Here is a 20,407-nt window from a genome sequence, read left to right as displayed (position 1 = left end):
AGCGCGGCCGAACTCCTGTGCGTAAGGGCGCGTGGGCCGGCGCGTCCGCCGTGGGAGACGGGGAGCGGAAGGGGCGCGGGGTGTTTCATGTCGGTCATGTGTCAGATGCGGCCATGGGCATGACGTCGGTCGCCTCGCGTGCATATGGTCTGAACGGTTCCACCTCCCCTACGAGTTGGAGGACTCGTGCGTCACAGACTCCTCGTCCCGGGCGCGGCCGCCCTCAGCCTGTTGCTGGCGATCCCGGCATCGGCGGCGACCACGGCCGGCGAAGACGGCACGCCCGGCGCTCCCGGTGTGGGCGACACCTACTACCCCGAGAGCGGAAACGGCGGATACGACGTTTCCCACTACGACCTGCGGCTCAAGTACCAGCCGGAGACGGACCTGCTGGAGGGCACGGCGACGCTGCTCGCCACGACCACCCAGCAACTGTCCCGGTTCAACCTGGACTTCGGCCTCAAGGTCAGCGAGATCCGGGTCGACGGCAAGAAGGCGGCCTTCACCACGTCCGGCAAGCACGAGCTGGAGGTCACCCCGGCGGCGCCGCTGGAGAAGGGCAAGCGGGTCAGCGTCGTCGTGCGCTACGCCGGCAAGCCCTCCGAGCTGAAGATCGACGGCTTCAGCGCCTGGGCGCGGACACCCGACGGCGGTGTGGTGGCGCAGGAGCCGGACGCCGCCGTGTGGTGGTTCCCCAGCAACGACCACCCCACCGACAAGGCGACGTACGACATCTCGGTGGCGGTCCCCGACGGCACCCAGGCGCTGAGCAACGGCGTGCTGGCCTCGCAGTCCTCCAAGCTGGGCTGGACGCGCTACAACTGGCGCTCGGACAAGCCGCAGGCGACGTATCTGACGACGCTGGCCGTCGGCAAGTTCGACATCACCACCGACCGGACCGCGAACGGCCTGCCGGTGATCAACGCCATCAGCCCGGACCTCGGCGCGAACGAGGGATCGGCGCGGGCGAGCATCGAGCGCACCACCGAGATCACGGAGTGGCTGGAGGGCGTCTTCGGGCCGTATCCGTTCAACGCGGTGGGCGGCTATGTGCCCAACGTGCCGGCCCGGTACGCGCTGGAGACCCAGACCCGCCCCTTCTACGGCAAGAAGGCCTTCGACAAGGGCACCAACGTCTCCGTGGTCGTGCACGAACTCGCGCACCAGTGGTACGGCGACAGCGTGTCCCTCAAGGACTGGAAGGACATCTGGATCAACGAGGGTTTCGCCGCCTACAGCCAGTGGCTGTGGTCGGAGAAGGAGGGCGAGGGCACCGCTCAGGAACTCGCGGACTACGTCTACGCCCAGCATCCGGCCGACGATCCGTTCTGGACGGTCAAGCCGGGTGACCCGGGCGCGGAGAACCAGTTCGACGGCGCGGTCTACGACCGTGGCGCGCTGGCCCTCCAGGCGCTGCGCGCCAAGGTCGGCGACACGGTGTTCTTCGATCTGCTGAAGTCCTGGCCGACGGAGCACAAGTACGGCAACGCCTCGGTCGCGGACTTCGTGAAGTTCGCCGAGGAGAAGTCCGGCAAGCCGCTGGCGGCCTTCTTCGACACGTGGCTGTTCCAGCCGTCCAAGCCGTCGGCGGGCGCGGTGAAGCAGGCGTTCGGGGCGCAGCGGGCGCCCGTCGCGCAGCCCACGTCGTGGAAGGCGATCGCGGCCACGCACGACGTGCACGGGCACTGACCGGCCGGCGCCGCCCGGCGCCGGCCGTCCCACGTCGCGGCGGGAGGCGCCCGCCGCGACGGCGGCCCGTCAGGCGCCGCCGCGCATTCGGCGCTCTCGGCGCGCGGCGCGCCGGGCCCGGCGCGCCAGGGGCATGTACCGCAGCCGCTCGGGGAGCACGGGGAGGACGGCGCGCACGACCCGGCCGAAGCGGCGCAGCCGGCGCTCCTGGGCCGGGCTCCACTCCAGTCCGATCGCGCGGCGGGCGTCGGGCGGCATCAGTCCGATCGTGACGAAGCGCCGGAAGCGGGCCAGCCGGGGCCCCAGCAGCGGCCAGGCCAGGCGGAGCAGCAGCCGTACGGGCCGGGGGCCTCGGTCGGGGGCCGGCAGCGGCCGGTCGGTGGCGACCAACTCCTCGACGACGGCGGTCCTTTCGAGGGTGTCGTCGAGTATGCGGTGGTAGTACGGCCAGAACGCCTCGATGGTCTGCGGCATGTCCCGGTCGTGGAGGCCCAGTACCCGGCCGACGCGGAGCCACTCGGCGTAGAGCTGCCGTTCCTGCGCCTCGGTGAACGGGCGGCCCAGATAGCGCTGGGCGTGCCGGAAGACGGGGTACCCGGTGGCGTGCACCCAGGCGTAGTGCGCGGGGCTGAGCGCGTGGTACTTCCTGCCGTGGGCGTCGGTCCCCTGGATGCTCTTGTGCAGGCGGCGCAGCCGGCGGCCCTCCTCGGCCGCGTCCGGCCCGCCGTAGACCCAGAGCTGGAGCGAGGTCAGCGAGCGGGCGCCGCGGCCCCACGGGTCGGTGCGGAAGACGGAGTGGTCGTCCACGCCCGCGCTGACCGCCGGGTGGGCGACCTGCATCGTGAGCGCCGCGGGCAGGGTCAGCAGCATGCGGATGTCCCCTGCCAGGGTCCAGAGCACTCCTCCGGGCGGCGGGGGAATCGGGTCGTTTCGCACCGCCTTCATCGCAAAAACCATTTTACGGCGGTCCGGGGGTGGCTTTACGGCGCTCCCGGGGGCGGTGTCGGAGGCCGGACGGCCACGGCCGGTAAATCTCGCACCCCCCAGGAGGTTACCTAGAAGTAACCGGAGCTGGTTGGATGAACGTCGCCGGATCATGTCCCCACCCCCACAGGGAGATTCAGTGCCGCACTCCGCGCCGCGCACCTATCGGGCCGCCGCCCTCGCCACGGCTCTGGCCGCCGCCACGCTCGCCGCCGCGTCACCCACCGCGTCGGCCGCCCCCGCCCCTCCCCACCTGAAGGTGCTGTCCTACAACGCCTTCCTCATGAGCAAGAACCTCTATCCCAACTGGGGCCAGGACCACCGCGCGCAGGCGATAGCGGCCGCGGACTTCTTCCAGGGCCACGACGTCGTCGTGCTCCAGGAAGCCTTCGACAACTCCTCCTCCGACGCCCTGAAGTCCCGGGCCGCGGCGCAGTACCCGCACCAGACGCCCGTCGTGGGGCGCGGCAAGAGCGGCTGGGACGCGACCGGCGGCGCCTACTCCTCCGTCACCCCGGAGGACGGCGGGGTGACCCTGCTGAGCAAGTGGCCGGTCGTGCGCAAGGAGCAGTACGTCTACAAGGACGCCTGCGGCTCGGACTCCTACTCCAACAAGGGCTTCGTCTATGCCGTGTTGGACGTCGACGGCACCAGGGCGCACGTCGTCGGCACGCACACCCAGTCCACCGACTCCGGCTGCGCCGCCGGCGAGGCGGCCGCGGACCGCGCCAAGCAGCTCAAGGAGCTGGACGCGTTCCTGGACGCCAAGAACATCCCGGCGGACGAAGAGGTCATGGTCGCCGGCGACCTGAACATCGACTCGCACAGCGCCGAATACGACGCGCTGCTGGCCAACGCCGACCTGGCCCCCGCCGACACCCGCACGGGCCACCCGTACTCCTTCGACACCCGCGACAACTCCATCGCGAAGTACCGCTACCCCACCGACCCCCGCGAGGACCTGGACTACGTCCTGCACCGCAAGGGCCACGCCCGCCCGGCGGGCTGGACCAACGAGGTGGTCAAGGAGGAGTCGGCGCCCTGGACGGTCTCCAGTTGGGGCAAGGACTACACCTACACCAACCTTTCCGACCATTATCCTGTAATGGGTACAGTCGGCTAGGCGCTCTTCACGCTCTCCTGCTCGTCCGCCGGCGCCCACACGGGTACGACGAACACGGTCTTGTTCGGGGCGATCTCTACTCGGCGGACGATCGAGGCAAGCATGACCCGCTTCGACGGGACGCTGATTGTGTCCCACTCGTCGAGCAGCCCCTGCACAGTCTCGCGGTAAGGCATCGGGCCGAGTTGCGGCCCCTCGTCACCCGGCAGCGCGTCGAGTTCCTTCTGTCGCTCGGCGCGCTGCCCGGCGAACTTGTCACGGGTGCGCAGGTACGAGTCGCGCGGGATGTCGCCGAGCGTGAAGCCTTCCGAGGCCCGATCGAGGGCGCCCGTCAGCTTGGCGATCTCCTGTTCGAGGCGCTTGCGCTTCTTCTTGACGTCGGGAGCCTTGCGCGGCTGCGGGATCACCACCCGGCCGGCGACGATGTCGTCGATCTCGTCGCGGACGGTCGAGAGCCAACGGCGCACCTCGCCCTCGACGATGATTCGGCGGATCCATACGACCGCGTGCCTGACAGCGTGCCGTGAGAGCGCACCGCAGTTGTAGGCGTAACAAGGGCCTCGCGAGTTGTCGTTGACCGGGAATGACTGGCATACGCCGCAGCGAATCAGCCCGGAAAGCGGGTATGCCGGCGACAGGGAACGGCGGGGCGTGGTTCTGCGAGCGGCTCGCCGTTCGCTGTACTCGTCCCACTCCTCCCCCGACCAGATGCCTTCGTGCTCTGCCGGACGGTGGTCGTAGTGGGGTGGCTTCTGGCAGCGGCCGGGATCGCCGCATTGAACGTCGGTTCGGTGCGTAACAAGCAGCCCGGCGCCGAACCCGCTGTCGTAGTACCACCGAACGGTCTGGTCTTGCCACGGTCGGCCGCGGGTGTTGAGCACGCCGAGCTCGTTCCACCTGATGGCGATCTTTCCGTAGCCGGTTTTGCCGGCGTTGTACCCCTGGAGCCCTTCGAGGGACAACTCTGCGGTATCCGGATGCGCTTCGTATCGCTCGTCTTGCAGCGTCCACCCGCCCTGACCGTCTGGGATGCGGCGCGGGAACCAGGTGTACCCGAAGCGCTTGCCCCCTGTGGCCGGTAGGCCCATGCTGCGGCGAAGCTCGTGCGTCTCCTTCCATTGCTCGCCGGCGCGGTCGCTCTCGAAGGCGGCGACTTCGAGCAGCATGCCGCGTGTGAAACGGCCGACCGCTGTCTTCGAGTCGATATCTTCAGTAGCGCTGATGAGTTCGCCGCCGACATCCTCGATCCTGGCGAGGTTGATTGCGACGCCGTGTCGGTTACGGCCGAAGCGCGAGAACTTCCACACCCAAATTTCTCGCAGGGGATTGTCGTCTTCCTCGACGATCTCGATGCCCTGCATAATCTTGCGTTTGAAGTGGCGCCCCGATTGATCTGGGTCTTCGATCCAGTGCGCGACATAGCGCCCGCGGCGGGCAGCCGCTTCTTCTACGACGCTTTTCTGAATGTCGACGCTGATCATTTCTTCGCGCCACGTCGAAACTCGCGCATACCCGATCACGGGAATTAGTTCGGCGCTTGTGATCGACGACATTGCGGGAACATAGAGATTTCCGCGCGCACCCATATTGCACCCTATTTATGACGCGCTGCCGTTCTTCCGAGCCTTGGAAGGAGAGCGGGCGCCGGGCAGGTGCACGACCTGCGCATCGCCGTCTTCATCACGTTCCGCCCCGCCTTCGATGGCGTCGAGCCTGGCAGCCTTCCACCCCATCTCGGCGTACCGCCACCGTTCGCGGACGGTGAGGCTGGCGACCTCTGCCTGACGGGCTATCAGTCTCTCTGTGTAACAGCGATTGCGGGCGTCAACGAGGGCGGCGACCCCGATGACGAGGACCGCGAGACCCAGGCGCCATGTCGCGACGTGGTCCGTGTATGTCGCGTGTGCGATGAGCGCGAGCCCTACGATAGTGATCATCACTGCCGCCGCGATCCTTGCTCGTCGTGCCCGCACCCGCATGATTCACCCCTCCGCGGCAGCACCCCCCGCGGCGCTGTCACCATTTGTCGGGCCCCGCCTTCGGAGGGACCTCACCATGGTCGTAAACCAATCCATATCCACCTCGGGTACGCCCGCCAAAGCCCCCAGCTCTTCGGGCGTCAATCGCCTTTCGGACGATACCTCAACGTGACCAGATTCGTTCGTAGGATGCGGGAAATCGGATTCCCTCGCCTTGCCTGTTCGGATGAGGAACTCACTTAGAGGCACACCGAGATACCGGGCGAGGATCACCTGATTGTCGAAGTCGGGCGCTTGCCCTGACATGATCCTCGTTACCGTGGAGCCGGCGAGTCCGGTCTCTTTGGCGAGCCTTGCCTTACCGCCCCCTCGTGGCGACTTCACGTCAAAACCGCGTTCGGTCAGGATGCCCTTTAGCCATACGAGCCAATCGGGCTCGCGTGGGTCTTGCTCGTCTCGTCTCCGCATGTCCGCAGGCTACCGCCGATGGAACGACTCTATGTCGACATTCCACCGATGGAAGCACATGCCAAGTCTGCGACGGGGCATCCGTTCCCTTTTGATGCACGTCGCACCCATTTTCGAACTTACGTACGGGCGACGCAACGTCATATGCGCATTCCGCTCCTTCCTTCCGTCGAAGGAAGGAGCGTGTTACCTTTCTTCCGTAGATGGAACTTCCGCCTATGGAAGGAACACGCTGTGTCCATCATCCTTCTACGCGTCGATGAGTACCTCGACCTCGCCCACGCCAACGGGCACCGGACCTACGAGCAGCAGGCGATCGCCGCGAGCCTCGGCGTCGCCACGATTCACCGGCTGCGCAACGGCGCCCCGGCCGGCCCGAGGGCCGTCGCCGCGCTCTGCTCGGCGTACGGCGTCGAGTTCGCTGACCTCTTCAAGCTCGGCAACACGGGGGCCGAGTCGGCGAAATCGAAGGCTGCGGCATGACTGCCGAAGTGATCGCGCCGAACGCGACTCGTGACCGCGCGATTAAGGCCGCTGCCGCCGCTCTGCTCGACGCCGTCGCCGAACGGGCTTCGCGGACGCCCCGCGAAGCGGCCGAAGCGGCGTACTACCCCGGTCATCCGCTCGGCTCGGTCGAGGCGATCGAGGCCGAGATCATCCGGCGCCGCGAGAGCCAGGCGGCCGACGCCGCCGAGCTGCCGCGCGCCGCATAGGCCAGCAACACGACGGGGTCGCCCCGCAACGCCAGCAGCGGTGACGACCCCTCGGCTCACACCACAGCAACGGTCAGAAAGTGAGGCGAGAGCCTTGAGCGCTCAGCCTATCGAACGCCCCCAACTCTCCGACTCCGATCGGAGGGCACTCAACGAGCTCGCTGTCGGCGCCGTCGTCGACTACCTCTCTCTTCCCGCCCCAACCATGACCCCGCGCCCCGACGCCGTGCACATCACCGTGACGGACACGCGCGAACTCGGTCAGTGGATGTACGAGCTCGGCGGCGAGATTCACCGCAGCGCCGGGTCGGACGACGTCGCGCTGTGGACGCTGCGCACCAAGACCCCGACCCGCGCCGATGGCTCGACCGTCCCGATCTGCGTGCACGTCGCGGTCGTTGAAGGCGAGGACGTCCTCACCGAGGTTCGCCGGGCGGTGAACTCGTGAGCCGGAACCCGAACTTCCTGACCGCACGTGACCGGCTGCGCTACCTCGCCGCGAAGATGCAGTACCGGTGGCAGGCGATCGTTCCCGACGCCTTCCGCATCTACGTCCGCCGGACGCCGCTCGGCGCCGAGCTGGACGTGTCCGACCTCGTCGAGTGCCTCGTGCGGCAGCTCGCCGAGAACTACGCGGACGACCCCGAGGGCGTCGGCGACGAGCTCGCCCGGATCGCCGAGCTCGGCGACGCCGCGGCGAACGAGCGGCACCTCGACGGCGCCGGCTACGCCGAGCACGAGCGAGACAGCCTCGTCGAGCGGTTCGTCGACGAAATGGGCGGCGCTCGGATGCGCCTCGTCGGCCCGTCCGCGCTGCGGGTGGCCGAGTACATCACCGCGTACTGCGGCGGTCCGAGCACGGTCGTCGAGCTGCCCCGGCAGCGCCGCGAGGGTGGTGCGGCGGCGTGAAGAAGACGATTCGCGAGAACTACCGGATCGAGGTCGTGCCGCAAGCGCTCGGTTACGCCGGGGCGTTCACGATCCCCGACGACCGCATGAGCAGCGACCCGGCGGCCGCGTACGGCGAGCTCTGCGAGGAGATCGCCGCCGGCATCCGGCGGCACGTCGACAACGTCGCCGCCGCCCTCGTCCGCTTCGACACCCGGCACGAGTGCTCGCACTGCGGGCTCGCGTGGGAGGTGCTCACCGCGGCCGACGCCGCCGACCCGCGCTCGCAGATGGACGAGCGCAGCGTCGAGGGCGAGCCCGTGTGCTGCGACAAGGCGATCTACGAGTTCCGCGTCGAGCACGGGATCGAGCCGCTCGCCGACGGTCGGGGCGGTGAAGACGCATGAGCGCGCTCGACGATGCCCGCAGCGAGGCGGCCGGGTTCCTTCACGCCATGACCGGCAGCGACCGGCCCGAGTGGCGAGCGACGTACCTCGGGCGCAGCAACGAGCGGCCGAACGCGATCGGCCCCGTGTGCACCGGTCAGGAGCACCTCGACTCGGAAGACCCGAGCGCCTTCGGGTGCTGCCCCGAGCCGATCATCGAGGTCGAGCCGCCGCTCGTCGATTACCTCGTCGCGCTGCTCAACGCCGACCGTGAGGGCGGCGCCCGGTGACCGATCCGAAGAACGCCGTCGCCACCGAGCGGGGTCGCTACTACCGCGACCCCGCCGGGGGCCCGGACCTGATCAGCGTTACGAACGTGCTCGGTACCGCCGTGCACAAGCCGGCGCTCGTCCCGTGGGGCGCCGGGCTCGTCGCCGACGCGGTGATCGCGAACCCGATCGAGATCGCCCGCCGCGCCCGGACCGAGCCGACCAAGCTGCGCCGCGAGCTCGTTGGGCTGCCCAACGCGAACCGCGAGCGGGCGTCGAACCTGGGTACCCGCGTGCATCACCGTGCGCACGCGATCGTGATCGGCACCCCGTACCCGGCCGATCCCGAGGTCGAGCCCTACGCGATTCAGCTCGCGAAGTTCTTCCGGCTGTGGCGGATCGACTTCGAGAGGGACGTCGCGGCGGTCGAGACGACCGTGCTTCACCGCCGGTACGGCTACGCGGGCACGGGTGATCTGTGGGTGTGGCTGCCGACCGGGCAGTACGGGCGCCGGCAGCTCTGGCTCATCGACTACAAGACGGCGCAGAAGAAGCCGGCGACGACGGTCTACGCCGAGCAGCCCTACCAACTCGCCGCGTACCGGCACGCCGAGACTGCGCTGCTGCCGGACGACACGGAGATGCCTGCCCCGCGGCCGCGCCGTACGGCCGTGCTCAACCTTCGGCCGCGCTCTCACCGGTTGATCGAGCTGCCGAGCGACCGGGCGGTGTTCCGCGCGTTCCTCGGCGCGCTGCGCAGCGCCCGCCACCTGCATGACTCCCCCGCCGAGTTCCCCTCGATCCTGCCGCCGTGGGCGCCGGGGTCAACTGATCGAAAGGCAGCCTGATATGGGCTCCCGAATCCTCACCATGAAGCGACAGGCGGCCGAGCTCGGGCGTATCCGGACCGGCTACAGCCGGCCGAACTCCGACCCGAAGAAGCGGCCGATCCCGGTCAAGTCCGAGACCTTCGTGTTCTCTTCGCACTCCCGCGACTACGTCGCCGCGGCCGCCGAGCTGTGGGGCGGCGCGGTCGAAGAGTGGACACCGCAGAACACGAGCATTCAGCAGTTCCGGGTCATCACCCGGGCGAAGGAGATCCGGGCGATCCTGCCCGCCGGCGACCCGCTGTCGCAGTCCTACGAGATGTGGTCGGGCGGCGGGTGCGCCCGGCGCTGCGACGGCGAGACCGAGCAGCTAACCCGACGCCCGTGCTTGTGCCTCGCGCAGTACGGGCCCGAGTGGCACGAGCGGTCGCCCCGCGAGGTCTGCCGGCCGACGAGCCGTATCAACGTCATGTTGCCCGAGCTGCCCGACCTCGGCGTGTGGCGCCTCGAAAGCAAGTCGTTCTACGCGGCCGATGCCATGGCGGGCGGTGTCGACACCGTGCTGCAAGCCACCGAGGGCAAGTCGATGATGCCGGTCCGCATGTGGATCGAGCAGCGCACGGCGGTGCGCAGCGGGAAGACGAAGAACTTCCCGGTCGTCATGGTCGTGCCGAGCCTGCCGAAGCTGCGGCACGCGCTGTCGGGCCCGCTGTCGACGGCGGCCGCCCTCGACCCCGGGTCGCTCGTCGGACGCCCGGCGATCGAGGCAGCGTCCGCCGCCGTGCCCGACTACCTCGACGAGGCCCGGAAGTGTCGGACCGCCGACGAGGTGCGCGAGGTGTGGCACCGGGCGAACCGCGCGGGCGCCGTCGACCCGAAGGGGGCCGACGAGCTATCGCAGCAGCTCATGCAGATCGCTGCGGATATCGCGAAGGGCATCGACCCGGACACGGGCGAAGTCGGCGACCAGGACGAGGACGAGCTCGACGAAGACTGCGCAGTCGAGGGCGAGATCGTCGACGACGAAGAGCCGCCGACCGCCTTCCCGGCTGCCGGTTGGCCCGAGGTCGCGCAGCCGGGCGGGGGTGCGCGGTGACCCCTTGGCACCTGGGGCGCATGTGCGCCTTCGATCTTGAGACGACGGGCGTCGACGTCGAGGCCGACCGGATCGTGACCGCCGCGGCGATCGGGCTCGGCGGCGCCGGCGGCACCGAGCCGTCGTCGTGGATGGCCGACCCCGGGATTCCGATCCCGGACGAGGCGGCCGCGGTGCACGGGATCACCACCGAGCACGCGAGGGCGAAGGGCTCGCCGGCCGCGGGCGTCGTCGACCAGGTCACGCAGTGCCTCGCGAACTTCCTCGGTACGGGCGTGCCGATCGTCGGGCACAACGTCGCGTACGACCTCACGCTGCTCGACCGCGAGTGCCGGCGGCACGAACTGCCGACGCTGCTCGACCGGTTCGCCGACGACGTGCTGTGGCCGGTGATCGACACGCGGGTGCTCGACACGCATGTGCTGCCGTACCGCAAGCGCCCGTCGGAGACGCAGGGCGCGCGGCAGCTCGTCACCCTCGCGCAGGTCTACGCACTGCCGTGGGTCGAGGACGACGCGCACGGCTGCGAGTACGACGCGCTGATCGCCGCGCGGGTCGCGTACCGGATCGGGTCGCTCGCGCACATGCGCCGCGGTGATTGGCCCGAGCCGATTCGGAGTGAGCGGCGGCCGCGGTTTCACGAGCTCAAGGGGCTTGACCTCGAAGGGCTGCATCACCTGCAAATCCGGCTCGCTCGTGAGCAAGCGGCCGGGCTCGAAAGGCACTTCCGCAAGACCGACCCGGCCGCAGTGGTCGACGGGTCGTGGCCGTTCCGTCCGTGGGTGGGGGTAGCAGCATGATCCCGAAGATTCGAATGCTCGATCTCGACGAGCACGCCCTCGTGCTCACCATGAGCAAGGCGGGCGAGGTCGAGGTGACCAACCCGGGCATGTGCGACGCTCTCGCCGCCGCCGTGCTGCGCAGCATCGCTGAGCAGCTCGTCGCGGCGCATCCGCCGTACCCGTGCACGCCCGGCGAGTCCGAGCCGCGGCACGACCGGCCGGCCGAGCCGGTGACCGGGCGGGGCAGCCGGCTCGACGGCGACCGGAAGGTGTGGACGGACGGGCGGGGTCACGCGTGGGATCTCTCGCTCGGGTGGGGCGACGCTGCGGGCGGTGTGTGGCGTTGGACGGGCGTTCTCGACCGTGTCGGCACTCCGATGATTCGGGCGGACGGCGCCGCCGAGCGTGAGCCGCTGGACGTCGTACGCGAGGTGTACGGGCCGATCGCGCCGGTCGGGGGTGTGTCGTGATGAGCGACTGCTACCCGTACTTCCTCGCGGCGCTCGTGCTCGCGTCGACGGGGATCGCGTGGGCGGTGCGCCTTGCTCCGTCGCGCGTGACCGTCGAGAAGCCGGCCGTCGTCGAGGAGATGCCCGCCGGCTGCGAGCCGTGCGAGATGGCGTTCTGCGGCGCCTGCAAGCGCGAGCGGTACAGCGCCATGCACGAGGACGGCTCTCACACGTGCTGGACGTGCCGCACGACGGCGGCGGGTGAGCAGTGATGAGCGTCCCCGGTCTGCTCTCCCCCGGCGCCCTCATGCCGCTCGACGAGGCGCCCCTCGAACCGACCGCGCTGCGCGTGCTCGGGCTCGATCTGTCCCTTCAACGCACGGGCGTCGCGCTGCCGGACGGCTCGACGTTCCGGATCAAGACGAAGTCGAAGGACGGCGACCGCCGGCTGTGCGTCATCCGTGACCGCGTCCGGGCCGTGCTCGCCGAGCACCGGCCGCACCTGGCCGTCGTCGAGGATCTGCCCACGCACGCGATGTCGGCCGGGATCACCGGACACGTGCACGGCGTCGTCAAGACCGAGTTGCTCGACGCCGACGTGCCGTACGCGCTCGTCGTGCCGGCGACGCTCAAGAAGTACGCGTGCGATCACGGGAGCGCCGACAAAGTGCGCATGGCGGCGGCTGCGTACCTCGCGGCGGGCGCCGAGTTCCCGGGCGACCTCGACGCGAAGGGCCGCGGCGGCGACATGTGCGACGCGTGGTGGCTGCGCGCGGCCGGTCACGACTGGTGCGGAATGCCGCTGTTCACGCTGCCGCAGGCGCAGCGCGACCGGCTCGGCAAGGCGAAGTGGCCGGATGCCTACAAGCAGCGGTACGTGATGGGGGTGTCCCTGTGACGCTGCGAATTGGATCGCTGTTCAGCGGGTACGGCGGGCTCGACCTAGGCGTGCAGGCTGTGCTCGGCGGCGAGGTCGCGTGGCACTGCCAGTACGACCCGGAAGACAAGTTCCAGTACGCCGCGCGCATCCTCGCGCACCACTGGCCCGGCGTGCCGAACCTCGGCGATATCAGCGTCGTCGACTGGCAGCGCGTGCTCGATGAGCTCGGGCCGATCGACGTCGCCGCCGGTGGCTTCCCGTGCACCGACCTCTCATTCGCCGGGCTACGACTCGGACTCATGATCGGCACGCGCTCGGGCCTGTGGCATCACATGCTGCGCGCGATCGCCATCCTTCGGCCCCGATTGGTGGTGATCGAGAATGTGCGCGGCATCCTCTCGACGAAAGCACGTAGCGGTGTGGACCCCTGCCCCTGCTGTGTGGAGTACGCAGGAAGTAAGCCTCTTCTGCGGGCACTCGGTGCCGTACTCGGAGACCTGGCCTCCGTCGGGTTCGATGCGGAGTGGGCGGGCGTACGCGCTTCGGAGGTCGGCGCTCCCCACGAGCGTTTCCGCGAGTTCGTCCTCGCCTGGCCTGCCGACGCCAGCGGCCAGGGACTGGAAGGGCGACGGGTACTCGGGGCAGTTGCCGAACGCGCTGCGGCTGCTGCCGACCCCGCGCACCTCGGATACGAACGGCGAGGGGAGACACGGGACGGGCGGGCCGGACTTGCGGACGGCGGTCGCTCTGCTGCCGACACCGGCGGCGAGCGACTCTCGGCATACGGCGAACTTCCGACCGGACGGTTCGGCGTACGGCAGCGGGCACGGGATGACCTTGACGGACGCAACTCGGCTGCTCCCTACGCCGAGAGCGTCGGACGGGGAGAAGGGCGGACCGAATCAGCGGGGCAGCTCGGGCGACCTGACGCTGCCGAGCGCGGCAGCGAGGTTGCTGCCGACGGCGTCGGACGGGGCCAGGGGGAGCGAGCGCTACGACCGAGACACCCCGACATTGCATGGGGCGAGTACGCGCCCGCGATCCGGCGTTGGGAAGCGATTCTCGGGCGCCCTCACCCCCGGCCAACTGACGATCGAGGACGTCTAGCCGCTGAGTTCTCGGAGTGGATGCAAGGACTCGCCGCCGGGCACGTCTGCTCGGTGCCCGCAGCGCCCGGTATGAGCGAGGCAGCGCTACGAAACGCCCGGCTCAAGGCGCTCGGCAACGGCGTCGTCCCCTTGCAAGCCGAGTCCGCGCTGCGGCTGCTGCTCTCTCGTGTTCTTCCCGAGGTGCCGCTGCTCCTGGGCGACGAACGAGCAACGGGGCAGGCGGCGTGAGCGGCGTCGGCCCGACCATCGGCGATCCGCGGCCCGGGTTCGGGCTACGGGTCCGCCTCGACCACAAGCGGGCGCTTGCGTCCGGTGACTTCAACTGCCGGTGCGGCGAGCTCGCCGAGGACGCAGTCGATCACGCCGAGGTGCAGCGGATGGCGGTTCGGGCCGAGCGCCACATGCGGGACGAGTGCCCGCTCGAAGAAGTACGGGCGGCGGCCGCCATGCGCGACCGCCGCCGCAAGAACCCCCCGAAGCGAAGGAAGTGATCACGATGCCGAGGCTCGACCCTGACAAGGTCCCCGAGGTGAAGCTCGACAGCGGCTCGGCGTTCATCGACGCCGCCCTGACTCGCGAGATGAAGCGCGGTTTGTTCGAGCGGCCCGACATGAGCGTGTTCGCCGTCGTACAGCTCACGAGCAAGTCGTACACCGGGCACGCGGACGGCGAGGAGAAAGACCCGACCGTCAAAGTCCGCGTGACGCTGTGCGAGGTCGCCCTCGACGACCGGCAGGCGCAGCTCGTCGCGAACGTCATGCGCGCCATGATGCGGCGCCGAAAGATGGATCAGACCTTGGACGAGCTCGGGCCCGGCGTGCACGACGTCGAGGCGACCGTCGCCGAGGCGCTCGCCGCGCACCCAACCGAGACGGACTTCGAGGCGCACCAGGAACGGCGGCGCCGCGGCGGCCGGATCGAGTCTCACGGGTGACACGGGCAGCCGGCACCAGCGGGGCGCGGCATACGCGCTGCGACCGCTGCGCCCGCCCCGTGCTGCGGCAGCTCGTCGGCCGGCGGGCCGCGCTGGACGTCACCGCCGACGCCGAGCAGATGACCGCGGCCGACGCCGCCGAACTGCGCGAGCCGAACCGCCTCGACTGGTGCGTGCGCACCGTCGGCGGAGGGCTCGACCTTCGGTGGCGGGACGGCAGGCACCGCCCGGACTGCCCACACCCGCACGTGATCGACCACCAGTGCACCGCCCCGGCGGCACCCCCGCGGACGACCGCGGCCCGCAGAACCCGTAAGCCGCAGCCCGTTCCCGCCGGGCAGCTCACCCTCTGAGGAGAACCACCGATGCCATGGTTCAACGTCGACGACTCGGCACACTCACACCCCAAGATGATCAAGGCGGGGAACGCTGCGGTCGGGCTGTGGATGCGTTGCGGCTCATACGTGGCGCAGCACTTGACCGACGGCATCGTTCCCGGGCTCGTCGCCGGCATGTACGGCACGGCGCCGCAGATCAAGAAGCTCACGACGGTCGGTCTGTGGCACGCGACCGGGCACGGCTGCCCGAGCTGCCCGCAACCCCCGGCCGGCGACTACTTCATGCACGACTACGCCCGCAACGGGAATCCGCTGCGCACCGAGGTCGAGCAGCGTCGGGCGAAGGCTGCGGAGAAGAAGCGGAAGCAGCGCGCCAGCGGCGAGCTCGGCGGCGGTCCGGGCGGTCCGCCCCGGAAACCCTCGCTCTTCGACGATGATCCGGACGCGAACCGCGAGGGAAACGACGACGATTCGGGTTCTTTTCCTCCCCTCGATTTCGACGAAGACGCAGGTCAAGGCGACCCGTCCCCGGGGGACGCCCCCGGGACCTCGCGCGCACGCGATCCACTCCACTCCACTCCACTCCCTAAACGGGGGGTTGCTGAGAGAGAGAAGGGTGCGGGTAGTGGCGGGCGCACGCACGAGACGGCTCTCTCTCTGATCTCCGCCGAATGGCAGCCGAGCGAACAAGACGTCGCCGCCGCGCAGCTCGCCCGGTCCGACGCCGGTCGCGGGCAGCTCACGCAGCAGCAGATCGACGACGTCACGCGGAAGTTCGTTCGCCGGCAGATCGACGACGGTCGCCTCGCCGCGGCGTGGGGCGGCCGGTGGCAGCAGTGGGCCGAGAACGAGCGCACCGAGTCGGCGAACGGCGTTGTCGTGGCGTTCGGTGCCCCGGGGCGTGGCCAGCAGCAGACCAGAGGACAGCAGCAGCGCGAGGGGCTCGCGCGGCTCATGCAGCAGACCGGGGAGGTCTGACGATGAACACGCAGGAAGTGATCAGGCTGCTCGCCGAGATCAGCCTCGTCGATGACCGGGTCGTCAAGGCAGACGAGACCGAGCAGATCGCACAGGTTCGTCTCTGGGCCGCGGCGCTGATCGACGTGCCGTACGAGTTCGCCGGCGAGGCGGTCGGCCGGCACTACGCCGAGAGCGCATGGCCGGTCATGCCGAAGGACATCGCGACCCGTTGGCGCGCGGTCGCCCGTGACCGGATGGCGCGGCACGCCGAACGCCGGGCGCCGGACGCCGACCCGGACGACGTCGACGGGTACGTGCTCGCGCTGCGCGCGGACCGATCAGCGGTCGTCACCGGTGCCGAGCCGCCGGCCCGGGTCCGGGCGGAACTCGCCCGAGTCGGCCGGGCGATCGAGCCGGCCCCGGCGAACCCCGGCTACCTCGCCGCGAAGGCAGCGATGTTCCCGAAGCGCGACCGTCCGGCCGGGCCGCCCGAGCTCGGCGTGCGCTGCCCGACGTGCGGGGCGGACGCCGGCCGGGCGTGCAAGACGCTCAAGCGCGGTCGCGACATGGGCAACACGCACCCCGACCGGAAGCGCGATCACTTCGTCGCGCAGCAGCAAGGGGCGAGCGCATGAGCCGCCCCGAGCAGCGACAGATCGCCGAGGCGTGCGCCGCGGTGATCGCCGGCGCGATCGAGGACGTCGTCGCCGAGTTCCCCGACGCGACACCCGAAGCGCAGGCCCGGCGCGCAGTCCTCGCGCTCATCGCTCAGGGGTGGCACATCACCGCCGAGCCGCTGTGCGCCCGCGTGGGCGCCTCGCCGGACCCGACTGGCCCCACGAGTCACACCGACGCGTCTGCGCCCGCGGTGCGGGCCGCGTAGCCGCGAGAAAGGGATCACCTGATGACCGACGAGAACCTGTCGCAGATCACCGAAGGCCCGCAGTTCGTAGGGGCCCGCATCGTCCGCGCCGATGAACAGGTCGACCCGCCGCGGCTGTTCGTCCTCCGCCGTCACGTCGACGTGTCGGGAGTGAGCGGGACCGGAAGCGTCGCCGACGGCGTGCAGTGGCCCGACGGGACCGCTTCGGTCCGGTGGCGGGGCGAGCACCCCTCGATCGTGTTTTGGGACCGCGGCCGCATGTCCGTCGACCTCATCCACGGACACGGCGGCGCGACCGAGGTGCAGTTCGCCGACGAGGACCCGGCAGGCGTGATCCCGGTCGGAGACGCCCCGGTAGCACTGCGCCGCGTGATCGACATTGCCCTCGGCAAGCCGGTCCGGTGCCCGCAGTGCCAACGGCCCGGCGCGTGCCGGTGCATCGCGTCGCGTCACGAGGAACGCGTCGACGTTGTCCTCGACGCCGTGCTGTCGTGGCTCGCCCACAACCCGGGCGCCGCCTCGTGAGCGCCTTCGACTTCGACCCCGACGAGCTCGACGAGGACACCCTCGACGCCCTCGACGGGATGAGCGATGACGAGCTCGCCGAGCTCTTCGACGACCAGGGCGACGCCGAGCCCGAGCGCATGCTGCTCGCCGGATACGCCCGCCCCGCCAGCCGGCGGCCGCCCGTGCTCGACCCGCACCGCCGGCTCGAAGATCTCCCGCCGATCGACACCTACGCCCCGATCGTCCGCACCACTGCGAGGACCCAATGACCGACATACCCACGACCCATGACGAGAGGAGGTGCGGGCCCGGCTGCGGCGAGATGCACACGTGCACCGGCCGGTGCGCTCTCGCCCCGCTGTACCCCTCGCTCGTGTCCGACGAGGTGCTGCTCGCCGCCCTCATCAGCATCCGGGCGTGGCGGCACCGGCAGCCGCACCATGATGCGACCCGCTTCGTCGAGCTCGACGCGATCCTCGACGCCGCGGCGGTCGGCCGGATCGAGAGGCAGCTCGGGCGTGATGCGCCAACGTCGCTGCCCGAGGCGGTCGAGGCGCATCACCGCGTCATGAACGAGCGGCGCCGCGCGCTGGACGACGCGCGCCGCATCTGGGACCAGGCCGAGGCAGGCGCGATCCGGCAGGTTGCCCGGTTCATGCCGCTGCACGCCCCGCACACGAGGTGAAAACGACGACGGGGCGCCCCCTGCCGGCAAGCAAATCGGGGCGCCCCGCGCGGTGTTGATGACGATACGCCCCGCCGCACCATCAGGAGCACACACCATGCAGGACACCGCCCGCCCCGCCCGTACCGCCGCCGACGACCTTCGGATCGTCCTCGACCACTGGCAGCACATGCGAGACCTGATCGACACCGCGACGCCCGCCCCGTGGCCGCCCGCCATGGGGAGCGCCTACTTTCGCGCCCTCGATGAGCACGACGCCGCCGAGCACGCCCTCGCCACCATGGGACCGGCCGAGTTCCTCGCCCACCCCGGCGAGAACGACGACCAGGGCGACGCGGCCGCCGGCGAGCGAGAGCACCTCGTGCTCGCCGAGCAGCCTGCCCCGTTGCGCCTGCATGTCGTCGACGCCTGCCGCGCGGTCGAGGTCGCGCTGTGCTCGGTCGCCGACGAGGTCGCCGCCGATGTGCAGCGCGCGAAGGTCGCCCCGCCGCGCCGGGCGAACCCGGCCGACCCGGTCGGTCGCGACCTCGCGCTGCTCTCGGCTCGCGACGAGGCCGATCCGCAGCGTTGGCACTACAACGTCGGCGGCCGCAGCGCCCCGCAGGCGGCCGCGTGGCTGCTCGCCCGGCTCACCGACGAGCCCGGTCCGTGCCTGCCGATCAACGGGGCGCACCGTGACCGCATCAGCCGTATCGCTCGCGAGGCTGCGCGGCGTATCGAGCGGACGATCGGGATCGAGCAGCGCCGCGCGTTCCCCATGGATGACCGGCCGTGCCCGTGGTGCGGCGCCGCACTGACGATGCACCGTGGCGGCACTGATGCCCCGGCCGTGACGTGCGAGAACGGGGTCGAGTGCGACGCTCCCGTGCCGGTCGTCGACGGGCGCCGCACGTGGGTGACGCCGCAGGAGTTGCTCAAGCTGCACGCGGCGCTCGACGCTGTGGCGCGTCGACGTCGGCGGGCCGAGGCGCGTCGCCGACAGCGGGCGGCCGCGAAGGGCGCCGCGGCATAGCGCTGCCAACTAATCGGACAGCATAAGGTCTTCCCAGTTAATTCGTTGACCCTTTGTGTCAACTGACCGGTTTATGGCCTTCAGCAAGGCGACCCGAATTATACTCTCGGTGACAGCAACGAATTCCCGCAGGTCGACCCGAATGCCCCGAATCTTGATGTCCTTTGGGTCAATGGTGCCGCCATGTGCAATCTTGCTACGGAAGTCGTACCCATCTTTCATATGCTTAAAGACCTGTCGCTTCGTCCAGTCGCCTATTTCTCCATCAAACCAAGTGGCAGCCCGCAAAGACAGGCGGTATCGCATCTCTCCGCGCTCCGGGATTTCGCTGAGATATAGGGCCTCGGCTGCAATAAAGACATCCAAGAGTCGATCTTCAGCTCGCTCACGCTGAGTGGCGAATCCTAGCCGGCGAATAGCCAGAGAAAACGCCTTGTTTTGTAGCTCATGCGTCACCCTCCAGAGTTCGTGCAGCTTATCGCGCTCGTGTGACCCAAGCATCCACGGCGAGCTATGATGAAGAAGGATGCGACGCATATCCCATGCGACCGAATACCCGAGCACCGAGCTAACCGTAGTCATATTTCCGATCAGGCTGATCGATTCATGTGTTAGCAACGCAAGACATTGAAGTAGCTCCTCCGGTTCCTCCCGGGCTATGCGGAAGGATTCCCAAGCCTCATCGGCTTGGTCCTGCATCGGGGGCGGGAGATCATCGCCGATAATCTTCGGTAGCCGAATGGTGCGCTTCAATGCATAGGAGATTCCCGCATCGACAGGGAACACTGGAAGAATGACTCCCTGTGGCGGCGTGAGCAATCCGACATGCAGAGCCCGCTCAATTTCTGTTGCGCTAAGTCGTTCGAGCGTAAGATCCGGAGCCAACTCAAGCGACCCTCCCTCAAGGACAATGCCCTGCAACAAGCTTAGCCACCGGAAAGTGAACTCCTCGCAAGACAGGAAGTCGGATACCTCTTGCCAGCGCTCTTCAAAGTACGATTCTGCGCATGTCACGCTATCGGGGTCCGGCAGAACGTGAAGTGTCAGCGATTGCAGGGTGCAACGCGTGAGGCCAACGCCAGTACCGACTAGATGCTCGACGTGTGAAGCGACAAGTGGAGAGTCGCGAGCAGCCGAAATAACCTGCTCGTAAGCTGGAAATTGCTGCACAGATTCCATGGCCCGTCGACTCCATACGCGCCTTTCAATCCGCTTGCGCCGATATTGGGGCCCTCCCTCGTGGCACCATTTTTCCTCCGTCAGGGTCTCGACATTGCTCTCTTCTGAATTAAGGCTCGAAATAGCCTCAGTGCACCAGGCGTGAAGCGCCTTCTTGAAATTATCCAGATCAGCGTGGGTAGTCATATATCAATAATGCGCCTCGAAGCGCGTCGCCGCCCGACGCCACAGCAACTACTCACCTAGCAACAGACCCCGCCGATCTTC

Annotated in this window: 30 protein-coding genes; 25 read left to right on the top strand and 5 right to left on the bottom strand. The window is 69.2% G+C overall.

The genetic code is table 11. The annotated features are described in order from the left end of the window. The first annotated feature begins 186 nt into the window (after positions 1-186). Entirely contained in the window at positions 187-1,689 is a 1,503-nt protein-coding gene (locus ACZ45Z_RS01665) for a M1 family metallopeptidase (protein WP_468354354.1), read from the top strand. Positions 1,690-1,758: 69 nt separating this feature from the next. Here the strand turns inward: ACZ45Z_RS01665 and ACZ45Z_RS01660 are convergent, their stop codons facing one another. Continuing rightward, positions 1,759-2,634, bottom strand: a complete 876-nt coding sequence (locus tag ACZ45Z_RS01660) for an oxygenase MpaB family protein (protein ID WP_468354352.1) — start codon at positions 2,632-2,634, stop codon at positions 1,759-1,761. Between the two features lie 178 nt (positions 2,635-2,812). On the opposite strand from ACZ45Z_RS01660, the gene sph reads away from it, so the two are divergent. Continuing rightward, positions 2,813-3,796: a sphingomyelin phosphodiesterase gene (gene sph / locus ACZ45Z_RS01655; protein WP_468354350.1), complete on the top strand. Its 984-nt coding sequence runs from the start codon at positions 2,813-2,815 to the stop codon at positions 3,794-3,796. Here sph and ACZ45Z_RS01650 read toward each other — a convergent pair. Genes ACZ45Z_RS01650 through ACZ45Z_RS01640 form a run of 3 tightly spaced genes read right to left on the bottom strand, consistent with a single transcriptional unit; the run spans position 3,793 to position 6,243 of the window. Then, complete coding sequence (locus ACZ45Z_RS01650; RefSeq protein WP_468354348.1) at positions 3,793-5,349, bottom strand: recombinase family protein; 1,557 nt, start codon at positions 5,347-5,349, stop codon at positions 3,793-3,795. The two genes, sph and ACZ45Z_RS01650, sit on opposite strands and share 4 nt — an antisense overlap. Positions 5,350-5,394: 45 nt before the next feature. Continuing rightward, entirely contained in the window at positions 5,395-5,733 is a 339-nt protein-coding gene (locus ACZ45Z_RS01645; protein WP_468354346.1) for a hypothetical protein, read from the bottom strand. Positions 5,734-5,778: 45 nt separating this feature from the next. Continuing rightward, positions 5,779-6,243: a helix-turn-helix domain-containing protein gene (locus ACZ45Z_RS01640; protein WP_468354344.1), complete on the bottom strand. Its 465-nt coding sequence runs from the start codon at positions 6,241-6,243 to the stop codon at positions 5,779-5,781. A 234-nt stretch (positions 6,244-6,477) separates the two neighbouring features. Between ACZ45Z_RS01640 and ACZ45Z_RS01635 the strand changes: the two genes are divergently transcribed. From ACZ45Z_RS01635 to ACZ45Z_RS01525, 23 genes are all read left to right on the top strand, one after another. Further along, positions 6,478-6,726 (top strand): helix-turn-helix domain-containing protein, encoded by a 249-nt coding sequence (locus ACZ45Z_RS01635; protein WP_468354342.1) that lies wholly within the window; start codon positions 6,478-6,480, stop codon positions 6,724-6,726. Next, positions 6,723-6,956: a hypothetical protein gene (locus ACZ45Z_RS01630; protein WP_468354340.1), complete on the top strand. Its 234-nt coding sequence runs from the start codon at positions 6,723-6,725 to the stop codon at positions 6,954-6,956. The genes ACZ45Z_RS01635 and ACZ45Z_RS01630 overlap by 4 nt, the downstream gene beginning before the upstream one ends. Before the next feature lie 94 nt (positions 6,957-7,050). Further along, on the top strand, positions 7,051-7,404 hold the full coding sequence (locus ACZ45Z_RS01625) for a hypothetical protein (RefSeq protein WP_468354338.1): 354 nt from the start codon (positions 7,051-7,053) through the stop codon (positions 7,402-7,404). Next, the gene (locus ACZ45Z_RS01620; RefSeq protein ID WP_468354336.1) at positions 7,401-7,865 is read left to right on the top strand and encodes a hypothetical protein; all 465 of its coding nucleotides are present in this window, start codon (positions 7,401-7,403) and stop codon (positions 7,863-7,865) included. Before ACZ45Z_RS01625 ends, ACZ45Z_RS01620 begins: the two co-directional genes overlap by 4 nt. Further along, the gene (locus ACZ45Z_RS01615; protein WP_468354334.1) at positions 7,862-8,251 is read left to right on the top strand and encodes a hypothetical protein; all 390 of its coding nucleotides are present in this window, start codon (positions 7,862-7,864) and stop codon (positions 8,249-8,251) included. Before ACZ45Z_RS01620 ends, ACZ45Z_RS01615 begins: the two co-directional genes overlap by 4 nt. Next, positions 8,248-8,520 carry a hypothetical protein gene (locus ACZ45Z_RS01610; protein ID WP_468354332.1) on the top strand — a complete coding sequence of 91 codons (273 nt, stop codon included), beginning with the start codon at positions 8,248-8,250 and terminating at the stop codon, positions 8,518-8,520. Before ACZ45Z_RS01615 ends, ACZ45Z_RS01610 begins: the two co-directional genes overlap by 4 nt. Then, a complete protein-coding gene (locus ACZ45Z_RS01605) occupies positions 8,517-9,347 on the top strand; it encodes a hypothetical protein (protein ID WP_468354330.1) in 831 nt (276 codons plus the stop codon). The genes ACZ45Z_RS01610 and ACZ45Z_RS01605 overlap by 4 nt, the downstream gene beginning before the upstream one ends. A 22-nt stretch (positions 9,348-9,369) precedes the next feature. After that, positions 9,370-10,422 (top strand): recombination directionality factor, encoded by a 1,053-nt coding sequence (locus ACZ45Z_RS01600; protein WP_468354328.1) that lies wholly within the window; start codon positions 9,370-9,372, stop codon positions 10,420-10,422. A gap of 20 nt (positions 10,423-10,442) precedes the next feature. Next, on the top strand, positions 10,443-11,222 hold the full coding sequence (locus ACZ45Z_RS01595; RefSeq protein ID WP_468354326.1) for an exonuclease domain-containing protein: 780 nt from the start codon (positions 10,443-10,445) through the stop codon (positions 11,220-11,222). Beyond that, on the top strand, positions 11,219-11,674 hold the full coding sequence (locus tag ACZ45Z_RS01590) for a phiSA1p31-related protein (protein WP_468354324.1): 456 nt from the start codon (positions 11,219-11,221) through the stop codon (positions 11,672-11,674). The genes ACZ45Z_RS01595 and ACZ45Z_RS01590 overlap by 4 nt, the downstream gene beginning before the upstream one ends. After that, a complete protein-coding gene (locus ACZ45Z_RS01585) occupies positions 11,674-11,925 on the top strand; it encodes a hypothetical protein (RefSeq protein ID WP_468354322.1) in 252 nt (83 codons plus the stop codon). Before ACZ45Z_RS01590 ends, ACZ45Z_RS01585 begins: the two co-directional genes overlap by 1 nt. Beyond that, positions 11,925-12,551 (top strand): hypothetical protein, encoded by a 627-nt coding sequence (locus ACZ45Z_RS01580; RefSeq protein ID WP_468354320.1) that lies wholly within the window; start codon positions 11,925-11,927, stop codon positions 12,549-12,551. Before ACZ45Z_RS01585 ends, ACZ45Z_RS01580 begins: the two co-directional genes overlap by 1 nt. After that, positions 12,548-13,870 carry a DNA cytosine methyltransferase gene (locus tag ACZ45Z_RS01575; protein WP_468354318.1) on the top strand — a complete coding sequence of 441 codons (1,323 nt, stop codon included), beginning with the start codon at positions 12,548-12,550 and terminating at the stop codon, positions 13,868-13,870. Before ACZ45Z_RS01580 ends, ACZ45Z_RS01575 begins: the two co-directional genes overlap by 4 nt. After that, positions 13,867-14,133: a hypothetical protein gene (locus ACZ45Z_RS01570; RefSeq protein ID WP_468354317.1), complete on the top strand. Its 267-nt coding sequence runs from the start codon at positions 13,867-13,869 to the stop codon at positions 14,131-14,133. Before ACZ45Z_RS01575 ends, ACZ45Z_RS01570 begins: the two co-directional genes overlap by 4 nt. Positions 14,134-14,171: 38 nt before the next feature. Beyond that, positions 14,172-14,576, top strand: a complete 405-nt coding sequence (locus ACZ45Z_RS01565; protein ID WP_468354315.1) for a hypothetical protein — start codon at positions 14,172-14,174, stop codon at positions 14,574-14,576. Continuing rightward, positions 14,573-14,929 (top strand): hypothetical protein, encoded by a 357-nt coding sequence (locus tag ACZ45Z_RS01560; protein ID WP_468354313.1) that lies wholly within the window; start codon positions 14,573-14,575, stop codon positions 14,927-14,929. The genes ACZ45Z_RS01565 and ACZ45Z_RS01560 overlap by 4 nt, the downstream gene beginning before the upstream one ends. Positions 14,930-14,941: 12 nt before the next feature. Continuing rightward, a complete protein-coding gene (locus tag ACZ45Z_RS01555) occupies positions 14,942-15,892 on the top strand; it encodes a hypothetical protein (protein ID WP_468354311.1) in 951 nt (316 codons plus the stop codon). Positions 15,893-15,894: 2 nt separating this feature from the next. Continuing rightward, complete coding sequence (locus tag ACZ45Z_RS01550; RefSeq protein ID WP_468354309.1) at positions 15,895-16,509, top strand: zinc finger domain-containing protein; 615 nt, start codon at positions 15,895-15,897, stop codon at positions 16,507-16,509. Continuing rightward, on the top strand, positions 16,506-16,757 hold the full coding sequence (locus ACZ45Z_RS01545) for a hypothetical protein (protein ID WP_468354307.1): 252 nt from the start codon (positions 16,506-16,508) through the stop codon (positions 16,755-16,757). Before ACZ45Z_RS01550 ends, ACZ45Z_RS01545 begins: the two co-directional genes overlap by 4 nt. Before the next feature lie 21 nt (positions 16,758-16,778). After that, entirely contained in the window at positions 16,779-17,282 is a 504-nt protein-coding gene (locus ACZ45Z_RS01540; RefSeq protein ID WP_468354305.1) for a hypothetical protein, read from the top strand. Continuing rightward, complete coding sequence (locus ACZ45Z_RS01535; protein ID WP_468354303.1) at positions 17,279-17,533, top strand: hypothetical protein; 255 nt, start codon at positions 17,279-17,281, stop codon at positions 17,531-17,533. Before ACZ45Z_RS01540 ends, ACZ45Z_RS01535 begins: the two co-directional genes overlap by 4 nt. Positions 17,534-17,637: 104 nt before the next feature. After that, positions 17,638-17,949: a hypothetical protein gene (locus ACZ45Z_RS01530; protein WP_468354301.1), complete on the top strand. Its 312-nt coding sequence runs from the start codon at positions 17,638-17,640 to the stop codon at positions 17,947-17,949. Positions 17,950-18,046: 97 nt separating this feature from the next. Beyond that, a complete protein-coding gene (locus ACZ45Z_RS01525) occupies positions 18,047-18,961 on the top strand; it encodes a hypothetical protein (protein WP_468354299.1) in 915 nt (304 codons plus the stop codon). A 9-nt stretch (positions 18,962-18,970) separates the two neighbouring features. On the opposite strand, the gene ACZ45Z_RS01520 is transcribed toward ACZ45Z_RS01525, so the two are convergent. Further along, positions 18,971-20,326: a hypothetical protein gene (locus ACZ45Z_RS01520; protein ID WP_468354297.1), complete on the bottom strand. Its 1,356-nt coding sequence runs from the start codon at positions 20,324-20,326 to the stop codon at positions 18,971-18,973. Positions 20,327-20,407 lie beyond the last annotated feature (81 nt).

The organism is Streptomyces sp. NPDC031210, from assembly GCF_055570395.1.
This window is presented reverse-complemented; position numbering and strand designations above follow the sequence as displayed.